Source organism: Micromonospora sp. NPDC047738 (assembly GCF_040642675.1).
In the GTDB taxonomy this organism is placed as follows: Bacteria; Actinomycetota; Actinomycetes; order Mycobacteriales; family Micromonosporaceae; genus Micromonospora.
Genome location: NZ_JBEYSO010000047.1, coordinates 1 through 14,901, shown reverse-complemented (window position 1 = coordinate 14,901; position 14,901 = coordinate 1). Strand labels below are relative to the sequence as shown.

At 69.4% G+C, this 14,901-nt stretch carries 18 protein-coding genes and 2 pseudogenes; 5 read left to right on the top strand and 15 right to left on the bottom strand.

The features are described 5' to 3' along the window. Positions 1-35: 35 nt before the first annotated feature. Positions 36-1,052 carry a DUF1080 domain-containing protein gene (locus ABZ783_RS34980; RefSeq protein WP_357446629.1) on the bottom strand — a complete coding sequence of 339 codons (1,017 nt, stop codon included), beginning with the start codon at positions 1,050-1,052 and terminating at the stop codon, positions 36-38. Positions 1,053-1,442: 390 nt separating this feature from the next. Here ABZ783_RS34980 and ABZ783_RS34975 point away from each other — a divergent pair, with 390 nt between their 5' ends. Continuing rightward, positions 1,443-1,961, top strand: a complete 519-nt coding sequence (locus ABZ783_RS34975; protein ID WP_357446626.1) for a pyridoxamine 5'-phosphate oxidase family protein — start codon at positions 1,443-1,445, stop codon at positions 1,959-1,961. 20 nt (positions 1,962-1,981) lie between these two features. On the opposite strand, the pseudogene ABZ783_RS34970 reads toward ABZ783_RS34975, so the two are convergent. Then, a pseudogene (locus ABZ783_RS34970) lies at positions 1,982-2,122 on the bottom strand (LuxR C-terminal-related transcriptional regulator); the annotation flags it as partial. A gap of 587 nt (positions 2,123-2,709) precedes the next feature. On the opposite strand from ABZ783_RS34970, the gene ABZ783_RS34965 reads away from it, so the two are divergent. Then, positions 2,710-3,741, top strand: a complete 1,032-nt coding sequence (locus ABZ783_RS34965; protein ID WP_357446623.1) for a glycoside hydrolase family 3 N-terminal domain-containing protein — start codon at positions 2,710-2,712, stop codon at positions 3,739-3,741. A 282-nt stretch (positions 3,742-4,023) separates the two neighbouring features. After that, on the top strand, positions 4,024-4,458 hold the full coding sequence (locus ABZ783_RS34960; RefSeq protein WP_357446620.1) for an ester cyclase: 435 nt from the start codon (positions 4,024-4,026) through the stop codon (positions 4,456-4,458). A 161-nt stretch (positions 4,459-4,619) separates the two neighbouring features. On the opposite strand, the gene ABZ783_RS34955 is transcribed toward ABZ783_RS34960, so the two are convergent. The 9 genes from ABZ783_RS34955 to gvpO form a co-directional block, all read right to left on the bottom strand. Beyond that, complete coding sequence (locus tag ABZ783_RS34955; protein WP_357446617.1) at positions 4,620-5,543, bottom strand: LysR substrate-binding domain-containing protein; 924 nt, start codon at positions 5,541-5,543, stop codon at positions 4,620-4,622. 51 nt (positions 5,544-5,594) lie between these two features. Beyond that, on the bottom strand, positions 5,595-6,620 hold the full coding sequence (locus ABZ783_RS34950; RefSeq protein WP_357446614.1) for a putative sulfate exporter family transporter: 1,026 nt from the start codon (positions 6,618-6,620) through the stop codon (positions 5,595-5,597). Positions 6,621-6,828: 208 nt separating this feature from the next. Continuing rightward, a complete protein-coding gene (locus tag ABZ783_RS34945; RefSeq protein ID WP_357446611.1) occupies positions 6,829-7,599 on the bottom strand; it encodes a GvpL/GvpF family gas vesicle protein in 771 nt (256 codons plus the stop codon). A gap of 2 nt (positions 7,600-7,601) precedes the next feature. Continuing rightward, positions 7,602-8,039, bottom strand: coding sequence for a gas vesicle structural protein GvpA (locus tag ABZ783_RS34940; protein ID WP_357446692.1), 438 nt, complete (start codon positions 8,037-8,039; stop codon positions 7,602-7,604). 47 nt (positions 8,040-8,086) lie between these two features. Then, positions 8,087-8,461, bottom strand: coding sequence for a gas vesicle protein GvpK (gene gvpK / locus ABZ783_RS34935; protein ID WP_357446608.1), 375 nt, complete (start codon positions 8,459-8,461; stop codon positions 8,087-8,089). Positions 8,462-8,488: 27 nt separating this feature from the next. Then, complete coding sequence (gene gvpJ, locus ABZ783_RS34930) at positions 8,489-8,737, bottom strand: gas vesicle protein GvpJ (protein ID WP_357446605.1); 249 nt, start codon at positions 8,735-8,737, stop codon at positions 8,489-8,491. Then, positions 8,730-9,551, bottom strand: a complete 822-nt coding sequence (locus ABZ783_RS34925; protein WP_357446602.1) for a GvpL/GvpF family gas vesicle protein — start codon at positions 9,549-9,551, stop codon at positions 8,730-8,732. The genes gvpJ (ABZ783_RS34930) and ABZ783_RS34925 overlap by 8 nt, the downstream gene beginning before the upstream one ends. Further along, positions 9,548-10,021: a gas vesicle protein GvpJ gene (gene gvpJ / locus ABZ783_RS34920; RefSeq protein ID WP_357446599.1), complete on the bottom strand. Its 474-nt coding sequence runs from the start codon at positions 10,019-10,021 to the stop codon at positions 9,548-9,550. Before gvpJ (ABZ783_RS34920) ends, ABZ783_RS34925 begins: the two co-directional genes overlap by 4 nt. Further along, positions 10,018-10,461: a gas vesicle protein GvpO gene (gene gvpO / locus ABZ783_RS34915; protein WP_357446596.1), complete on the bottom strand. Its 444-nt coding sequence runs from the start codon at positions 10,459-10,461 to the stop codon at positions 10,018-10,020. The genes gvpJ (ABZ783_RS34920) and gvpO overlap by 4 nt, the downstream gene beginning before the upstream one ends. Before the next feature lie 205 nt (positions 10,462-10,666). On the opposite strand from gvpO, the gene ABZ783_RS34910 reads away from it, so the two are divergent. After that, entirely contained in the window at positions 10,667-10,990 is a 324-nt protein-coding gene (locus tag ABZ783_RS34910; RefSeq protein WP_357446593.1) for a hypothetical protein, read from the top strand. A 46-nt stretch (positions 10,991-11,036) separates the two neighbouring features. Here the strand turns inward: ABZ783_RS34910 and ABZ783_RS34905 are convergent, their stop codons facing one another. The 3 genes from ABZ783_RS34905 to ABZ783_RS34895 all read right to left on the bottom strand — a co-directional run bounded on the left by ABZ783_RS34905 (position 11,037) and on the right by ABZ783_RS34895 (position 13,807). Continuing rightward, positions 11,037-11,591: a PfkB family carbohydrate kinase gene (locus tag ABZ783_RS34905; protein WP_357446590.1), complete on the bottom strand. Its 555-nt coding sequence runs from the start codon at positions 11,589-11,591 to the stop codon at positions 11,037-11,039. A 141-nt stretch (positions 11,592-11,732) separates the two neighbouring features. Further along, positions 11,733-12,653 (bottom strand): alpha/beta hydrolase, encoded by a 921-nt coding sequence (locus tag ABZ783_RS34900; RefSeq protein ID WP_357446587.1) that lies wholly within the window; start codon positions 12,651-12,653, stop codon positions 11,733-11,735. Between the two features lie 239 nt (positions 12,654-12,892). Further along, positions 12,893-13,807 (bottom strand): SDR family oxidoreductase, encoded by a 915-nt coding sequence (locus ABZ783_RS34895; RefSeq protein WP_357446584.1) that lies wholly within the window; start codon positions 13,805-13,807, stop codon positions 12,893-12,895. On the opposite strand from ABZ783_RS34895, the gene ABZ783_RS34890 reads away from it, so the two are divergent. After that, positions 13,806-14,390, top strand: coding sequence for a TetR family transcriptional regulator (locus tag ABZ783_RS34890; RefSeq protein ID WP_357446581.1), 585 nt, complete (start codon positions 13,806-13,808; stop codon positions 14,388-14,390). The genes ABZ783_RS34895 and ABZ783_RS34890 overlap by 2 nt on opposite strands. A 226-nt stretch (positions 14,391-14,616) precedes the next feature. Here the strand turns inward: ABZ783_RS34890 and ABZ783_RS34885 are convergent. Beyond that, positions 14,617-14,901, bottom strand: a pseudogene (locus ABZ783_RS34885) (amylo-alpha-1,6-glucosidase); the annotation flags it as partial.

The following is a 14,901-nucleotide window of genomic DNA, read 5'->3' as shown; positions in this document are numbered from 1 at the left end:
GATCACCGCTGCCACAAGCAGGCACCGGGCCAGGATCAGCCGAGATCCCGCACCCGTATGTTGCGGAAGGCGATGACCGAGCCGCCGTCGTGGTTCTGCAGGCCGACGTAGCCCTGCGCGTACTGCCGCCCACTGGTGCCCGGGTCGGTCGGACGGCCCGGGAAGGGCAGGCCGGGCACGTTGTCGAACTCGTTGATCACCACGCCGTTACGGATCACGGTGTAGTGCTGGCCGACGACCCGGATCTCGAGGTCGTTCCAGATCCCCTTATCCGTCGAGCGGGCTTGGGCGAGGTTCAGGTCGGCGAACCCGTACACGGATCCGGTCTTCCGCGGGTCGTTGCTGCCGATCTCCGGCGAGTCGTTGATCTGGATCTCGTGGCCGCAGTTCACGGCAACCCATGCCGGATCGCTCGTCTTGCACTGGGGGCTGGCGGCCGGGTCGACGCCGGGGAACCGCACGAGGACGCCGCTGTTCGATCGCGCGTTCGCGTCGCCGCCCCGCTCGTCGCGGAACTGCAGGCGCAGTGAGAAGTCGCCGAACTGGGCGGCCCGGTACCAGAGCATGCCGAGGCCGCCGCCCGTGGGCGCGTTGGTCGTCACCATCGACCCGTCGTCGCGCAGCGCGAACCCCCGGCCGCCGACGTAGCCCCAGTTCGCGTACGACTCGGTCGTTCCGTCGAACAGGCTGACGTAGCCTGTCGTTCTACCCACGTCGGAGTGCGCCGCGGCTTCGGTCAGCGTGGCGGCCTCCGCTGTGGTGATCACGTCGGCGCCGGCCAGACCGCGCGCGATGTGCGTCACGTGCGCCACGAACCCGCCGTGGTTGGCCCAGGCACGCTCGTCGTCGATCAGGTCGTTGATCGAACAGCCGCCGTCGACGGTCCGGTTCGCCACGCCGCTGTCGTAGTCGAGAAAGCGGACGGTTGGCCGGCTGTCCGGTGCGACGCACGACGATAGCGATGCGGTGGCCGGCGCCGCCGCGAAACCGCCGCTCAGGACCGCGGCGGCGAGGAGCGCCGTACCCGCGAGGAAACGTTTCCTGCTACCCACGCTGAACCTCCTTGTCTCACCGATCGAGGCGGCGCTGCCGGTTTCGCTCGTCGGCTGTCCGTCTGCATCGGCCTCTCGTTCCCCGCGAGGTCTCGGGGCCTCCCGGGGGCGCTACATGACAAGTGCTCACCCGAACCTAGGTTCTTTCCATCGAGACATCAAGAAGTTTGGTTGCCATACGCGCATCTTTTGCTGCGGCGACGGAAAGCCAATCCCCCGGCTTGCTCGGGCGCGCCCGCCGCTGCGGCCAGGTGCGTTGAGACGTCCCGCGATTGATCATTGCTAGTTGAAGAAGTACGACACAAGGCGTCAGGTTTCTGATCGAACATGGTTTCACCGGTCGGCGTCGTGCTGGACGTGAACCGGCCTTACGGATAGATAAGGATCTCGATGCGCGAAACGCCGGATGATCTCAACGGGCTCCAGGGCCTCCTGGACTCCTCCCTGTCCCGCTCCACCTCGCATCTCCGCTCGATCATCGCTGAGCGCACCCTGACCGCGGAGCAGCTCACCCAGGTGCTCACCGGCATGTGCACGCTTGCCCTGTCCACCGTGACGGCGAAGGGCGAGCCGCGGATCAGCGGCGTGGACGGGCATTTCCTACACGGCAAGTGGCATTTCGGGACGGCGCGCAGCGCCGCCAAGGCCCGCCACCTCGCCGCCCGTCCGGCCGCCAGCGTCGCGCACATGCGTGGCGAGGACTTGGGCGTGTTCACGCACGGTACGGTGGAGATCCTCAACCCTCAGGACAGCGAGCCTGCCGCGGACTGGCCAGACCTGCTCACGTACCTGAAGGACTTCTACGGCGAAAGCGCCTTCGACTGGGACAACGACGTGGTCTTCTACCGGCTGCACGCGCACTGGATGACCGTCTACGCCCCAGACCTCGCCAAGCTCACCGCCAAGTGACGACGAAACTCGACGTGCCTTCAGGTCCGGCGGTGGACGTTGGCGTCTCGGGTGCGGGCTACGGCCTGGGCCCGGTCCGCGACGCCGAGTTTGAGCAGCACGTTGGAGACGTGGTTCTGCACCGCCTTGGGGCTGATCCCGAGCCGGGCCGCGATCGCTTGGTTGGACTGGCCAACGCCGCGCCCAGCGCGGCAGCCCGGGGCTGTGGGCGCCCAGCATCGGCAAAGAGCGGGGCCGGGAGAAGGCTCAGCTCAATGGTCGCGTCGGGCGATGATGTGGGCGACTGGTCACCGACGGATTTCCCGCACATACTGTTTATGGATAGAGCCGCCGCACGGGGTCCGGTGACACAGGGCGGCACCCATACCGGCAGGCGCAGCGCTGGCGATCGCCGCCGGAGCGGATGCACGTTCATCGTCGCCACCGGATGAGATCGGGACACCGCGGATCGGTCACCGTCGACTGATCGTCGGGTCCGTCAGGCGCGCCGGGATCGTGCTAGGCGGAGGTGGCCATGTACCCACCGGCGAAGGTTCGCACCGTTCTGGCGGCCGGGACGCTCGGCCTTGTCATGGTCGCCTGCCAGGCCTCACACACCCCCACGCCCGGGCCGTCCGCCCCTGATACGACCCGCTCAATCTGGCCCGCGCCTGGTGGGTCGGGTGGCGGGCGGGTGGCATCGTCGTCCACATCCACCGCGCAGCTGCCCACGCAGGCCCCGGGCACGTCATCCGCGCCGGTACCGTCCGTGCCGGCGCCGACCAGGTCGGCCGGCCTGACCAGGTGGCAACTGGCCGGGCAGCGAATCATCTACTCCTACCCCGGATTGACACCACCGGCGAGCCTGTTGAGGATCATCCGCGCCGGTGAGGCCGCCGGGGTGATCTTCTTCGGGGAGAACATCGCCAGCACCGCCCAGATCAGCTCGGTGACCGCCCAGCTGCGACGCGCCCAGGCGCAAAGCCCGGTCCACGTGCCGCTGCTGCTGATGGTCGACCAGGAGGGTGGCCTGATCCGGCGGCTGCCGGGGGCGCCTGCGCTGTCAGAGAAGCGGATCGGCCAGTCCGCCGATCCGGTGGCCGCGGCGGCCGCGGCGGGCACCGGAGCCGGCCGCACCCTCGCCGCAGTGGGCATGAATGTCAACCTCGCCCCGGTTCTCGACGTCTACTCCACTGCGGGCAACTTCATCGACCAGTATCAGCGCTCCTACAGCGCGAACCCCGGCACCGTCGCGGCTTTGGGGCGGGCGTTCATCACCGCCCAGCAGCGCACCGGCGTGGCCGCCACCGCCAAGCACTTCCCCGGACTGGGATGGGCGGCAACGGCCCAGAACACAGACACCCGGACGGTCACCCTGCCCCAGTCGCTGGCCACGTTGCGCGGCACCGACGAGTTCCCGTACTCCGCCGCCGTCGCCATCGGCGTCGACCTCGTCATGGTGTCCTGGGCCAGCTACCCGGCGCTGGACCCGAACCGCCCAGCCGGCCTGTCGCCGACAGTGGTCAGGCAGGAACTGCGCGACCGCCTCGGGTTCACCGGGGTGACCGTCACCGACGCCCTGGAAGCCGGTGCGCTGGCCCCCTACGGCACCACCGGCCAGCGCGCGGTCGCCGCCGCAACCGCCGGCATGGACCTCATCCTGTGCTCCGCCCGTGACGTCAGCCAGGGCGAAGCCGCCACCGCCGCCCTGGTCAACGCCCAGACCGAGGGCCGGCTCGACGGCGCCGGCTTCATCGCCGCGGCGGATCGGATCGCCGACCTGCGGGCCCGTCTCCACTGACCGTCTGGTGAGGCGGCCGTCGGCTCCGCACGCCCGAACCGGCCCGGGAACCACCCGAGCACCCCCAAGTCAGGGTCGCGGGGCCGGCCCAAGTCAGCCGGCGGACCGACGAGGGCGCCGGGGTCGAGGATCCAGGACGGGTCGAGCGTGGGCGGCGGGCCACATGCCGGGGCTGGCTGACTTCGCTGAGCCAGCATGGAAGTCGACAAACGCGGTCGGGTGGCCATCGCACCGCCCTAGGCTCACCGTTGAACGGCGGATCAACAGCAGGAGGTCACGGCGGTGGGCAACGAGCAGCAGAACATGGAACTGATGCAGACCCTCGACGACGCGTGGAACGCCCAGGACATCGACACATTCAACAGTCGGCATCACGAGGACGTCGTGGTGCGGTGGCCCGGCAAGCCGGAGACGCATGGTCAGCACAACCACGAGGCCGAGGCGAGGGAGTTCTTCAAGGCGTTTCCGGATCAGCGGCTAGGCAACCGGCCATACAAGGTCCTGTTCGCCTCAGGTGACTGGACGTGCTCGATCGCGCGCTTCACCGGCACCATGACCGGCCCCATGACCGGCCCGGACGGTAACGAGATCCCGCCCACCGGCAAATCGTTCGACGTCGACTTTTGCACCGTGGCCCGATGGGTCGACGGGAAGATCGCCGAAGAGAACCTCTTCTACGACCTCACCACCTTCATGAAGCAGATTGGGCTAGCGTAGTCCCGCAGCCCCTGGTGCCGCTCCGTCCGGGTGCGATGGGCCGTCGGAGGTGATGGCGAAGGCGCTGAGGGCGGGTTTCCCACGCATCGCCCGTTATGCCCGACCTCGTCCGGTGGGGTCCGCCAAGGCAAGCCATCCTGGCGGGAGATTCACCGGAACTGCTATCGCCCTGCGGAGGGAGCAGCGGCGATTGCCAAGAGTTCCGCTGCGAGGGCGGTCGGGGTACGGCCCAGCCACAGCGCGTGCAGCGGACGGGTCAGCGGGAGGCCCTCGACCCGAAGCTCGACCAGTTCTCCCGCTGCGACGGCGGGTGCGGCTGCGCGTGCGCTGATCACACCGATGCCACCACCCGCGCGGACCGTGGAAAGGATCGTGGTGGTCGAGCCGAGGCTGATGGCGTGCGGCAGCGACGGCGCGAAGCCGAGGGCGTGCTCGACCGCGTTCAGGAACGTGTCGCGGGTGCCGGAGCCCGGTTCACGCAGCAGCAGTGGCTGATCGGCGAGGTCGGTCGGCCGCAGTGCGCGCCAGGCGTGCGCGGCGAGCGGATAGCTGGCGGCGACGACCAGGGCGAGCCGGTCGTCGCCCACGATGCGGGCACTCAGGTCTGCGGGGATGTCGGGTGACTCGACGAACCCAAGGTCCGCCGCGCCCGAGCGGACGGCCTCGACGACGCCGTGACTGTTCGCTACGTCGGCCGAAATGTCCAGCTCGGGATGGGTGCGGCGCAGGCTCAGCAGCCAGGCTGGCAGCAGGTACTCGGCCACGGTGAGGCTCGCCGAGATACGCAGCCGCGCCTGCCGGTCGGCGCGCAGCGTCAGAACTCCGTCGGCGAGGCTCTGCGCGGCGTCGATGACGTTGCGCGACCAGGCGACGACCGCCTCGCCGGCGGGCGTGAGAAGGCTCCCGCGCCGCGAACGCACCAGCAGCGGTACGCCGAGCCGGCGTTCCAGCTTCGCAAGCCGCGCGCTGGCGCTGGGCTGGGTGATCCCGTGCGCCTGCGCCGCGCGCCCGACGCTCCCCGTCTCGGCGACGGACAGCAGCAGATCGAGCGCCGGCAGGTCGCTTATCCAGGGCGGTAGTGGCATCCCGCGCAGTCTGTCACAGGTGCTTGGGTGTTCGGCCCGTCCCGGGCCTCGTCATCGGGCCAGCAGGTATTGCAGACCCAAGCTGGTCGAGCTGACCGCGGCCCAGAGGATCAGGCCGAGCAGCAGCGGCCGGGCGCCGGCGCGGCGGAGGGCGGCCACGTCGGTGGAGAGGCCGACGGCGGCGAGGGCGATCGCGATGAACAGCAGCGCCACCTGGTGCAGAGCGGCCTGGGCGGCGGCGGGAATGAGCCCACCGGTGTTCAGCGCGGCCACGGCAAGGAATGCGACCAGGAACCAGGGCACCAGAGAGGCCGCGAGCCGGGCCTTCGACGTCTCCGGCAGGTCGGCGCGGCGGCGGGTCAGGGTGGTGAGGACGAGGACGACCGGAATGATCATCAGGGTACGGGCGAGCTTGACGACGACTGCGTATCCGGTGGCGTCCTGGCCGTAGGCGCCCGCGGCGGCCACCACCGAACTGGTGTCGTTGATGGCGGTGCCCGCGAAGAGCCCGAACGCGTGCGCGTCCAACCCCAGCGCGTGCCCGAGCGGGGGAAAGACCAGGACGGCGGCCACGTTGAAGAGGAAGATCGTGGAAATCGCGTACGCCACGTCGTTACTCTTCGCCCGGATCGCCGGTGTCGCGGCCGCGATGGCGGAGGCGCCGCAGATACCGGTGCCGACGCCGATCAGCGTGCGCAGATCGCGGGGAACGCCGAGCCGCCGGCCCACCGACCAGGCCAGCAGCAGGCACACCCCGAGCGTGCCCAGCATGACCGGCAATGACGCCGCGCTCACCGACAGCACCTCGTCGAGCGACAGTTGAGCCCCGAGAAACACGACTGACAACTGGAGCACCAGGCCCTTGGCGATGCTCAGCCCCGGCGCCATCGCCTCGGACCGGTGCCGGGCCAGCGGGCTCAGGAAGACCCCGACGACAACGGCGAAGACGGGCGCACCGACCACGGGGACCAGCGTGCCGGCAACCGTCGCGGCGAGTCCCAGCAACACCGCCGCGCCGAGCCCGGCGGCCTGGACGGGTACGCGACGGCGGGTGGGCGGCTCAGCAAGAACGATCACCATTCCAGGCTTCGCCCGCGCGGCGCTCCCCGGTAGAGATCATTCCCAGACCACCGTCATAGGCAGCGCCTATGACCGAACCGGTCGCTGTTCCGGCCCGCGGTGGATCAGTCAGGACTCGGCAGGGAAACCGCCCGGCGGGTACCCGCTGGCGACAGCGGTGCTGAGCTTCACCGTTGTTCACGGCACCGCTCTTCCCTGACGCTTCTCACCATCCCCAGCGGCTGGACGCGGTTCCGCTCGCGGGTATCGGGGGCACGTCGTCCGCACTCTCGGCGAAGTCGAGCGGTGGCAGCGGACCCACGTACTCGACGGTGTAGCGCTCACCGAGATCGTCGCGCAGTTCCTGAACGGCTGCGTCGAACTGTTCGAGGTCGTCAGCACGGACCAGGTAGTAATGAGTGAGGAGCGTGACGTCGTCTGCGGTGCGCGAGCCGTGGTCAACGGTCAGCGGCGCCAGCCGGCTGGCCACCTGAGCGTCGAGTGCCGCACGCCGCTCGGCCAGTCCATGGTTCACCTGCTCACCGACGCTGATCTGCGCATTGAGATCCGCCGCGCCTGCCCGGGACTGCCCGACCAGCTGGCGCAATGTCGGCGACGAGGCGAGCAGGTTGCGCAGCTCGGCATCCTCATCGGCTTTGATCTTCAGTCGCATCTCGACGAGGCCGTCCAGTTGATCAAGCCGCGAGGCGGCCCGCTCGCCGAGCGGCGCCAGGATTTCCGATCGCACCGCGTCGTCGTCGGGGGCGAGCGTCCCGAACCGAACCGGCAGGACCGGTCCACCCTCGATCAGGGCCCGCAAGACGTCGAGGTAGTCGACCGCGTCGGCGTCGCGCAGGGCCTGGTCGCCGATCTCGCTCACCGCCGCGGCGACCTGTTCGGTACCCACCAACCGGACCCGGCCGGCCGGCGTCCCGATACCGGTGACACTCTCGGGCAACGGATGCGCAGGGCGGACCAATCCGTATACGACCAGCACGATCAGCTCTCCCTGTCACTGCCAGTCTGGCGTCCGATCGGGAGCTTGCGCCGCCGGCGCCCCGAACCCTCGTCTCCCTCACCTTCCTGATCGTCCCGGTCGCCGTGTACGGAGTCCTTGATCTCGCCCAAGGTGTCCTTGAGACCGCCAAGCGCGCCGCGGGTCTTGGAGCGGGCGCCTCCCTCGGTCATCCCCTGGATCATCCCGGGCAGGCCGGTGACTTGTCCCTCGGGTTGAAGGTCGAGGCGGTTGACCGCCTCGGCGAAGCGTAGGTAGGTGTCCACGCTGGCGATCACGATCCTGGCGTCGATGGTCAGTAATTCGATCCCTACCAACGAGACGCGTACGTACGCGTCGATCACGATTCCCTTGTCCAGGACCAGGTCCAGTACGTCGGCCAGACTGCTTGGGCGGGGAGCGCGGTTCGCTCCGGTGGTCATCATGGTCATCGTTGTCGCTTCTCCTCAATCGCTGTGTTCGCTGCCGGTCAGCTCGTCCTGTCGGTTCTCGCAAAGGCCAGCAACTGGTCGAGGTCCGTCCGGTCGTTTCGTCGTTCCGACTGACGATCCCCCTGCGCCGTGCGGTCTTCCGGGTCGGCGGTTTCGAATTCGCCACTGGTCGGCGAGTCCTGGAAGATCTCCCGCAACTCAACGAAGCGCCGGTCCAAGGCCAGCAACGCCTGCCCCAACCGCTCCACCTGCTCCGGGGTCAGACCACCCTCGTCCACCCGGCGCAACGCCTGGCGCTCCAGCAGCTGCCGGACCACGTCCAGCAGCACGACGACGAGGCGGCCGAGGCCCGCGCCGGCCTGCTCCGGGTCGATGTTCACCCGAAGCGGCGAATCATTCCGCGACGGCGTCATCCGCGAGCCTCCTTCCTGGTTGTCCATTCAGGCATTGCCCGGTTCGCGGCCACTTACTCCCCACTGTTCGGGCTCGTCGAGTCCAGCTTGGAAGTCGTCGAGCCGCTGAGCCGCGATGAGCAGCAGGTTGAGGTCCAACCGGATGAGATCGATTCCGGCCAGTGCGATCACCACATCACCGCTGACCACAGCACCGCGATCAACGATCCGGTCGAGCAGCTCGACCAGGTCGTTCGTGCCGGTGAGCCGGGTGCTCAGCTCACGCCGCTCAGCCACGGTCAGCCGTCTTGAGGTTGGTCACCGAGAATGAGTACGGCGGCCACGGCCCATTGACGCTGAGGGTGTAACCCTCGGTGGCCAGCCGGTCGCCGCATTGGTCGACAACCTCGATGAACTTCGACCGCCGGTCGCGGCGCACCAGGTACGTCCGGTCCAGGATGTTTCCGCCCCGACCGGTGACGGCGTCAACGGCTTGCTCACGCAGTGCCGCGTCCACGTCGGCAGCCAGCATGGCCGAGGCCTCCCTGCGTCGCTGCACGCTTTGCAACGACTCGCGTCGCTGCCGAAGGTAGGCCAGGCCGACCCCGATGCTCGCGGACCGCTCCTCAGCGTCGTCGGCGCTCCCGGCGGGGCTACCCGCGGGGGCCGGAGTACTCAATTCGCTGTCAATGGAGTCGTGGCTGCCTGCCGCGGTGCTGGTACCGCCGGTAACGCGCACGCCGAACTCGTCACAGCCGGCGACCTTTGCCAACAACCGGCGCAAGTGTTCGCCGCGGACAGCCAGCAGATCAAGTAGCGCCCGATGCTCGGTCACCACCGTGCCCAGCCGCAGCGGTAGCGCGGCACCGGCGGCGTCCGCGGCGGCCCGTACCACGGCGTCATGCCGCCGAGCGAGTTCGCCGAGCAGTGCCGCATCGCCGGACTCGTCGTTGATTGCCGCGAAGCTCTCGGCGGACACCTCGCTGGTCAGCATGCCCAGACCCGATCCGGAGAGGAGCTGGGTCGGTTCGTCGCAGATGCCCGCCATGGTGGGCAGCGCGGCCTCCGCGGGCACGACGGCATACAGGTAGATGCCCTGGTTCGCGGTCACTCCGAGCTCCCGGTCCGCATGCGCCGCTCGATCTCGCTCAAACGCTCGCGGAGTGCCTCATTCTCCGCCCGCAACTGATCGATGAGCCCGTCCCCACCAGCGCGTCCGCTGCCCAACGCCGCTGCGGACGCCGGCTGCGCTCCAACCCCTTCTCCCTCCGCCTGGGGAGTGGCTTCGACCTTCCGTTGACCTGCTCTCGCCGTGGCCTTCTTGTCGGCCTCGACCTGCGCGGCCCGCGAGTTGAGGAAGGGATCATGCAGCCACCAGTCGATGCCCATCTGTCGTGCCGTGTCAGCGGACGCGACGAGTAGCCGAACCTTCAACGTCAGCAGCTCGATGTCGAGCACACCCACCACGATGTCGCCGACGATGACCACGCCACGGTCCAAGACCCGCTCCAGGACATCCGCCAGCGAGTCCGAAGCGGGCTGCGCGTATCGCGACCGAGGTGCCGCCAGATTCCCGGTCATGTCTGATCCGTGGCGCTGCGATGGAACCGCCGCAGCCTCTCGTACTGGATGACGTGGCCCTCCTGGTCGACGTCCACCCGGTAGGTCGCCATAACGCTGCTGCTCGGGGGAATCCGATCCAGTTCGGTGACGTCGAGGAGGAAGGACCAGCCGTCCTTCTCCGGTCGTGCCCCGCTCAATCTCTCCGGCGTCAGCCCGGTCAACTCCACGAACTCACCCACGGCAGCCCGGGCGACGTCCACCAGGCCGCGGCGACCGGAGCCAACACCCTGCCGGTCACCGTCATCACCACGGGACCGCTCCCGCGTGCCATCCGTCTCGGACCGACCCTCACGATGATCACCGCGGGAGTCGTGATCGCGACCGGGACGTCCGTGGGCACCGTCGCCATCAGACTGACCACGGGCACGGTCCTCTTGAACCTGTGCATCTGCCGTCATGAACTAGCCCCTACCCAGCGGGAGGGCCGACGAAAACCCGGGTGTCCACGTTGGTGCCGGACCGGCAACCGGTCGATCGTCGGACATTCCCGCCGCCCGGCGCGTACCCGGCCCTTTTCCGGGTACCCAGTACCTACCGATGCGGCGGACGACGACATCCGAAGTCCGCTGGACGACCCCGGACACGCAGGTGAGGAAGGCAATCATGACCCAGGGTCAGGGCGATACGACGGTGCAAGGCCGACCGAAGGAAGAACAGGACCACAACGATCGGCAGTGGCAGGGGCTGCAGAACCTCCTGTCCGACATGCGGCAGAGCCAACTCGACTTCTACGGAGAGCTCATCGACAAGGTCGATAGCGACCGATACCCCAGTCCGGCGATGCTCGACACCATCGAACGCGGCCTCCCACCCGAGCTGTACTCCCACTACACCGCAGTACTGATGGACAAGGTGGCCGACTCGAAATACCCAAGCCCGACGCTGCTCGCGCGTCTCCAACGTCTGACGATCCTGCCCGCTCGGTGAGCCCGGGGGTGTAGCAGGAGCCGCGGCACCTCGTGGTCGGGCAGCGTCAGCTGCGTTCCGTGCTCGACGCGGCGGGCAGGTACGCCGCGGCCGCGTGTGGTGCGGTCCGCGCGCCGACCTGGGTGACGGCGTGCGAGCCGGCGGCCACGCCCGCGGCGACCGCGTCAGGGAGGCAGGCGCCGGCGGCGAGAGCGACCGCGAGTGCACCGACGAAGGCATCCCCCGCCCCCACCGTGTCGACGGCGTCGACGATCGGCGCGGGGCAGTGGCCGGACCGGCCGTCCGAGTCGGCGTAAACCGCGCCGTCGGCGCCGAGAGTCACCACGACGGCGCAGCCGGCTCGGCAGGCAGCCGCAGCGGCGCCGGTCGGCGTGCGGACGACGGCGCCGAGCACCACCCGCGCCTCGGTCTCGTTGATTACGAGTACGTCGAGCGCGGCGAGCACGTCGGCGTCGAGCGTGGCGGCGGGGGCCGCGTTGCACACCAGTCGCGCCCCGGCTGCGCGGGTTGCGGCCGCCAACGCCCGAACCGTCGGTAGCGGTACTTCTAGCTGCCAAACGACAACGTCGCCGGCGCGCAGATCGGCTGCGGCGCGGGCCACGTCGTTGTCGTCGACCGCGCCGTTGGCGCCGGGCGCTACGCATGGCCGCCCTGGGCCCCGCGCCTGCCCCGTGACCGCCGGCCAGGATTGTTGTCCGCTGACGCCTTGTGATGCCTGCCGATCTGCGCGGCCGACGGTCGTTCACAGAGCAGCACCGGAGGCGACTCGTCGCGCCGCGTCCACAACCAGCTGCGGCTGGCCGTAATGGACGTAGTGGTCGGCCGTGTCGGCGATGATGTGTCGGCCTCGGCTGGACAGGGCGGCCAATTGGGCGTGATGTTCGACCACCTGGCGCGGCTGCCCGGCCGCGGAGATCACGACCACCGGCCGGTCCTGCCAGGCTCCAGGACGTACCGTTGACTGCACCAGACGGGCGCTGTCCACAGACGCCTCGGCCTCGCTGGCGGCAGCTGCCATGCTGGTGCTCCGATACGCGACCGCCGCATGCTCACGTACCGCCCGCGGCGCGCCCGCACTCGCGGCGATCCCCGGGGCCAGGCGCACCACACCGATCCGCGCGGCGAACCGGAAGGCTGCCATCTGCGCACGGATAACAGGGACGCTCGCCTTCAACGTCCCGGTCTCGCGCTCGTCGGTGACGTCCACCAGCACCAGACCCGCGGTCTCGCCAGACCAACGGTCAGCGAACAGACGCACCACGAACCCACCCAGCGAATGACCGACCAGGACGTACGGCCCATGTTCGCCCGCGTTGGTCAGGAGTGTGTGCAACTCTTCGGCCAGCCGGCCGGCGTCGCGCCGACCCGGCCCCGGGTCGCTCCACGCATAGCCGCCGCGGTCATAGCTGCACGCCCGGACCCGGACGGTCGCCGAGGCGTCGGTCAGCATCTGTTGCACCGTCGCCCACGTCGTGGACGACTCGCCGAGCCCTGCTTCGAACACCACGGTCGGCGCACTGCCGGTCGACCCGGTGCAGTTCAGGTGCAGCCGGCGCCCCCCGATGTCGATCAACCGACCCGGCGCCGGATGCCGCTGACCGTCACCCTGCCTCGACAGCGTCTCGTAGGTCCAACCAGAGCCGCTGACCACCGCGAAGACCACTACCAGACCAGCGGCAGTCCGCAGCAACGCACGCCGCCAACCCGACCGGACACGCCGGCGAGGCACCGCCACGCCACCAACACGTTCTTCCACATCCAGGACGGTAGGCAACCGTCACCCCTGCGGCATCGTCCGGCGGTCGCGCTGGCCGTACGACTCGCGTCGCCACCGCCCCACGCCTCTCTCCACCTCCTGACGGACCCGCTGCTTCCCGACCGCTAGGGGATCGCCCCTACGGCCTAGGACGACGCGATGAGGAACTCGTCGAAGGTACGCGGTGGCTGGCCGGTCAGGTCGCGTACCGCCGACGTCACAGCGGCGAGTGATCCTTCGGCGACTTCGCTCCACAGGCCGACGACGTCGGCGGCGAAGTTGCCGGGCAGCCCGAGGCTGGTCAGCCGGGCGGTCATCTCAGCGGGGGTCAACTCGAGAAGCCCGACGGACAGTTTCGCGGCGATCTGTGCATGGGTGAGCGCCTCGGGTCCGGTGAGGATGTAGGTGCCATTGGCCCGGGCCGGCCCGGTGAGCAGTGCGGCGGCACACGCGGCGATGTCATGACAGTCGATGTAGGAGACTCGCCAGTCGCCGGCCAGGCCGATCAGTTCGCCGTTGTCGGTGAACGCTCCGGCGCCGGTGCGGAAGTTCTGCATGAAGCCGCTGGGTTGCAGCAGAGACCAGCCGATCGGGGCTGATGTGAGGTGCTGCTCGATCTCCCAGTGCGCGCCTTCGGCGAGCTTGCCACCGGGTTTGGCGCCCCAGACGGAGACCTTCACGATCGACTGCACTCCGGCCTCGACGGCAGCGTCGATCGCGGCGATCTGCTGGCGCACCATCGGCTGCGGGCCGTCGACCGGGATCGCGCCACCGCCATTGAGGAAGAGCCGGTCCACGCCGTGCAGGGCGGCGGCGACCGAGTCGGGGTCGTCGTAGTCGGCCACAACGATGTCGCATTCGAGGTCTTCGGCGCCGGCGGCGTCACGGACCATTGCGCGGAACGGCGCGTGCTGTTGCTGCAGAAGGCGTACGAGGTAGCGGCCGATCGAGCCGGTCGCGCCGGTCACCAGGATCATGGACGCTCCCATCGGAGGAAAGTAAACTGAGGGACCCTCGAAATATAACCCGAGGCACCCTCGACATAGCAAGGCGGATGTCATGACCACCACCCCGGAGCGCAAGCGGCGGCCACGCGCCGACTCGCTGCGCAACTACGAGCGGCTGTTGGCAGCGGCGGAGACCGCGTTCCGGGTGCGGGGCGTCAACGCATCGCTGGAGGGTGTCGCTCGCGACGCGGGAGTCGCCGTCGGCACGCTTTACGGGCACTTCCCGAACCGGCGGGCGCTGCTCGGGGCGCTATTGCGGGAACGCAACGAGGCGTTGTTCGCGCTGGGCGAGGAGCTCATCGCCCAGTCCGCCCGCGGCGCCGACCGCGCCCTGGAACGCTGGATCCGCGCCGTCGTCGAACACGCCGCGGCCTACCAAGGGCTGGCCGCCGAGCTCGTCGGCGGCGCCGACGACGAGGCGTCAGAGTTGCACGCCAGCTGCGTACGCATGGTGGAGATCGGGGAGCGGCTGGTCGGGCAGGCGCGGGCGGCGGGCGCGATCAGGCCCGAGGTGCGCGGGCAGGACGTCTTCGCGCTGATGAACGCCGCCGCCTGGTTGCGGGAGAATGGCTCGGCGCAGCAGGCTGACCGGCTTGTGGACTTCGCGATAGCGGGCATGCGCGGAAGAACCCCGTGACGACGGCGGGCGCTGCCCGCGGGAGTGATGCCGCACAGGTGGCGGGCGGCGCTTCGCCGCCTACGACGCCGATCCAGCCCGCATCACCGCAATGCGGCGGCGGTTCGCGGTGGCGCCGAGGAACACCTCGCCGACCAAGACATAGCCGCGCACGCCCTGCAGATCGGCAGGACCCGCCCTGGCTCCTTCGCCCTGAAGAAGGGAGTCCCTTTTCGGGACGAAGCAGTTAGCCGAACCGGCCGCGGCCGAAGACGTCGGCCCGCCGCCAGCGCCCGGGTATGCGGCGCAGTTCGATCCGGCCGACCTTACTGGGCACCGCCGGCCTGGTCAGCAGGTGATCTCCGCGCGGTTCCATGCCGAGCATGGCCCGCAGCAACAACAGAGGGGCACCTGTTGACCAAGCCTGTGGGCTGCATGCGGTGGGGTATTGCACGGGGTAGCGGGTGAGGTGTCGGGGGTATCCGGCGAAGGCTTCGGGTAGTCGGCCGTCGAAGTAGTTGGCGGCGTCGAG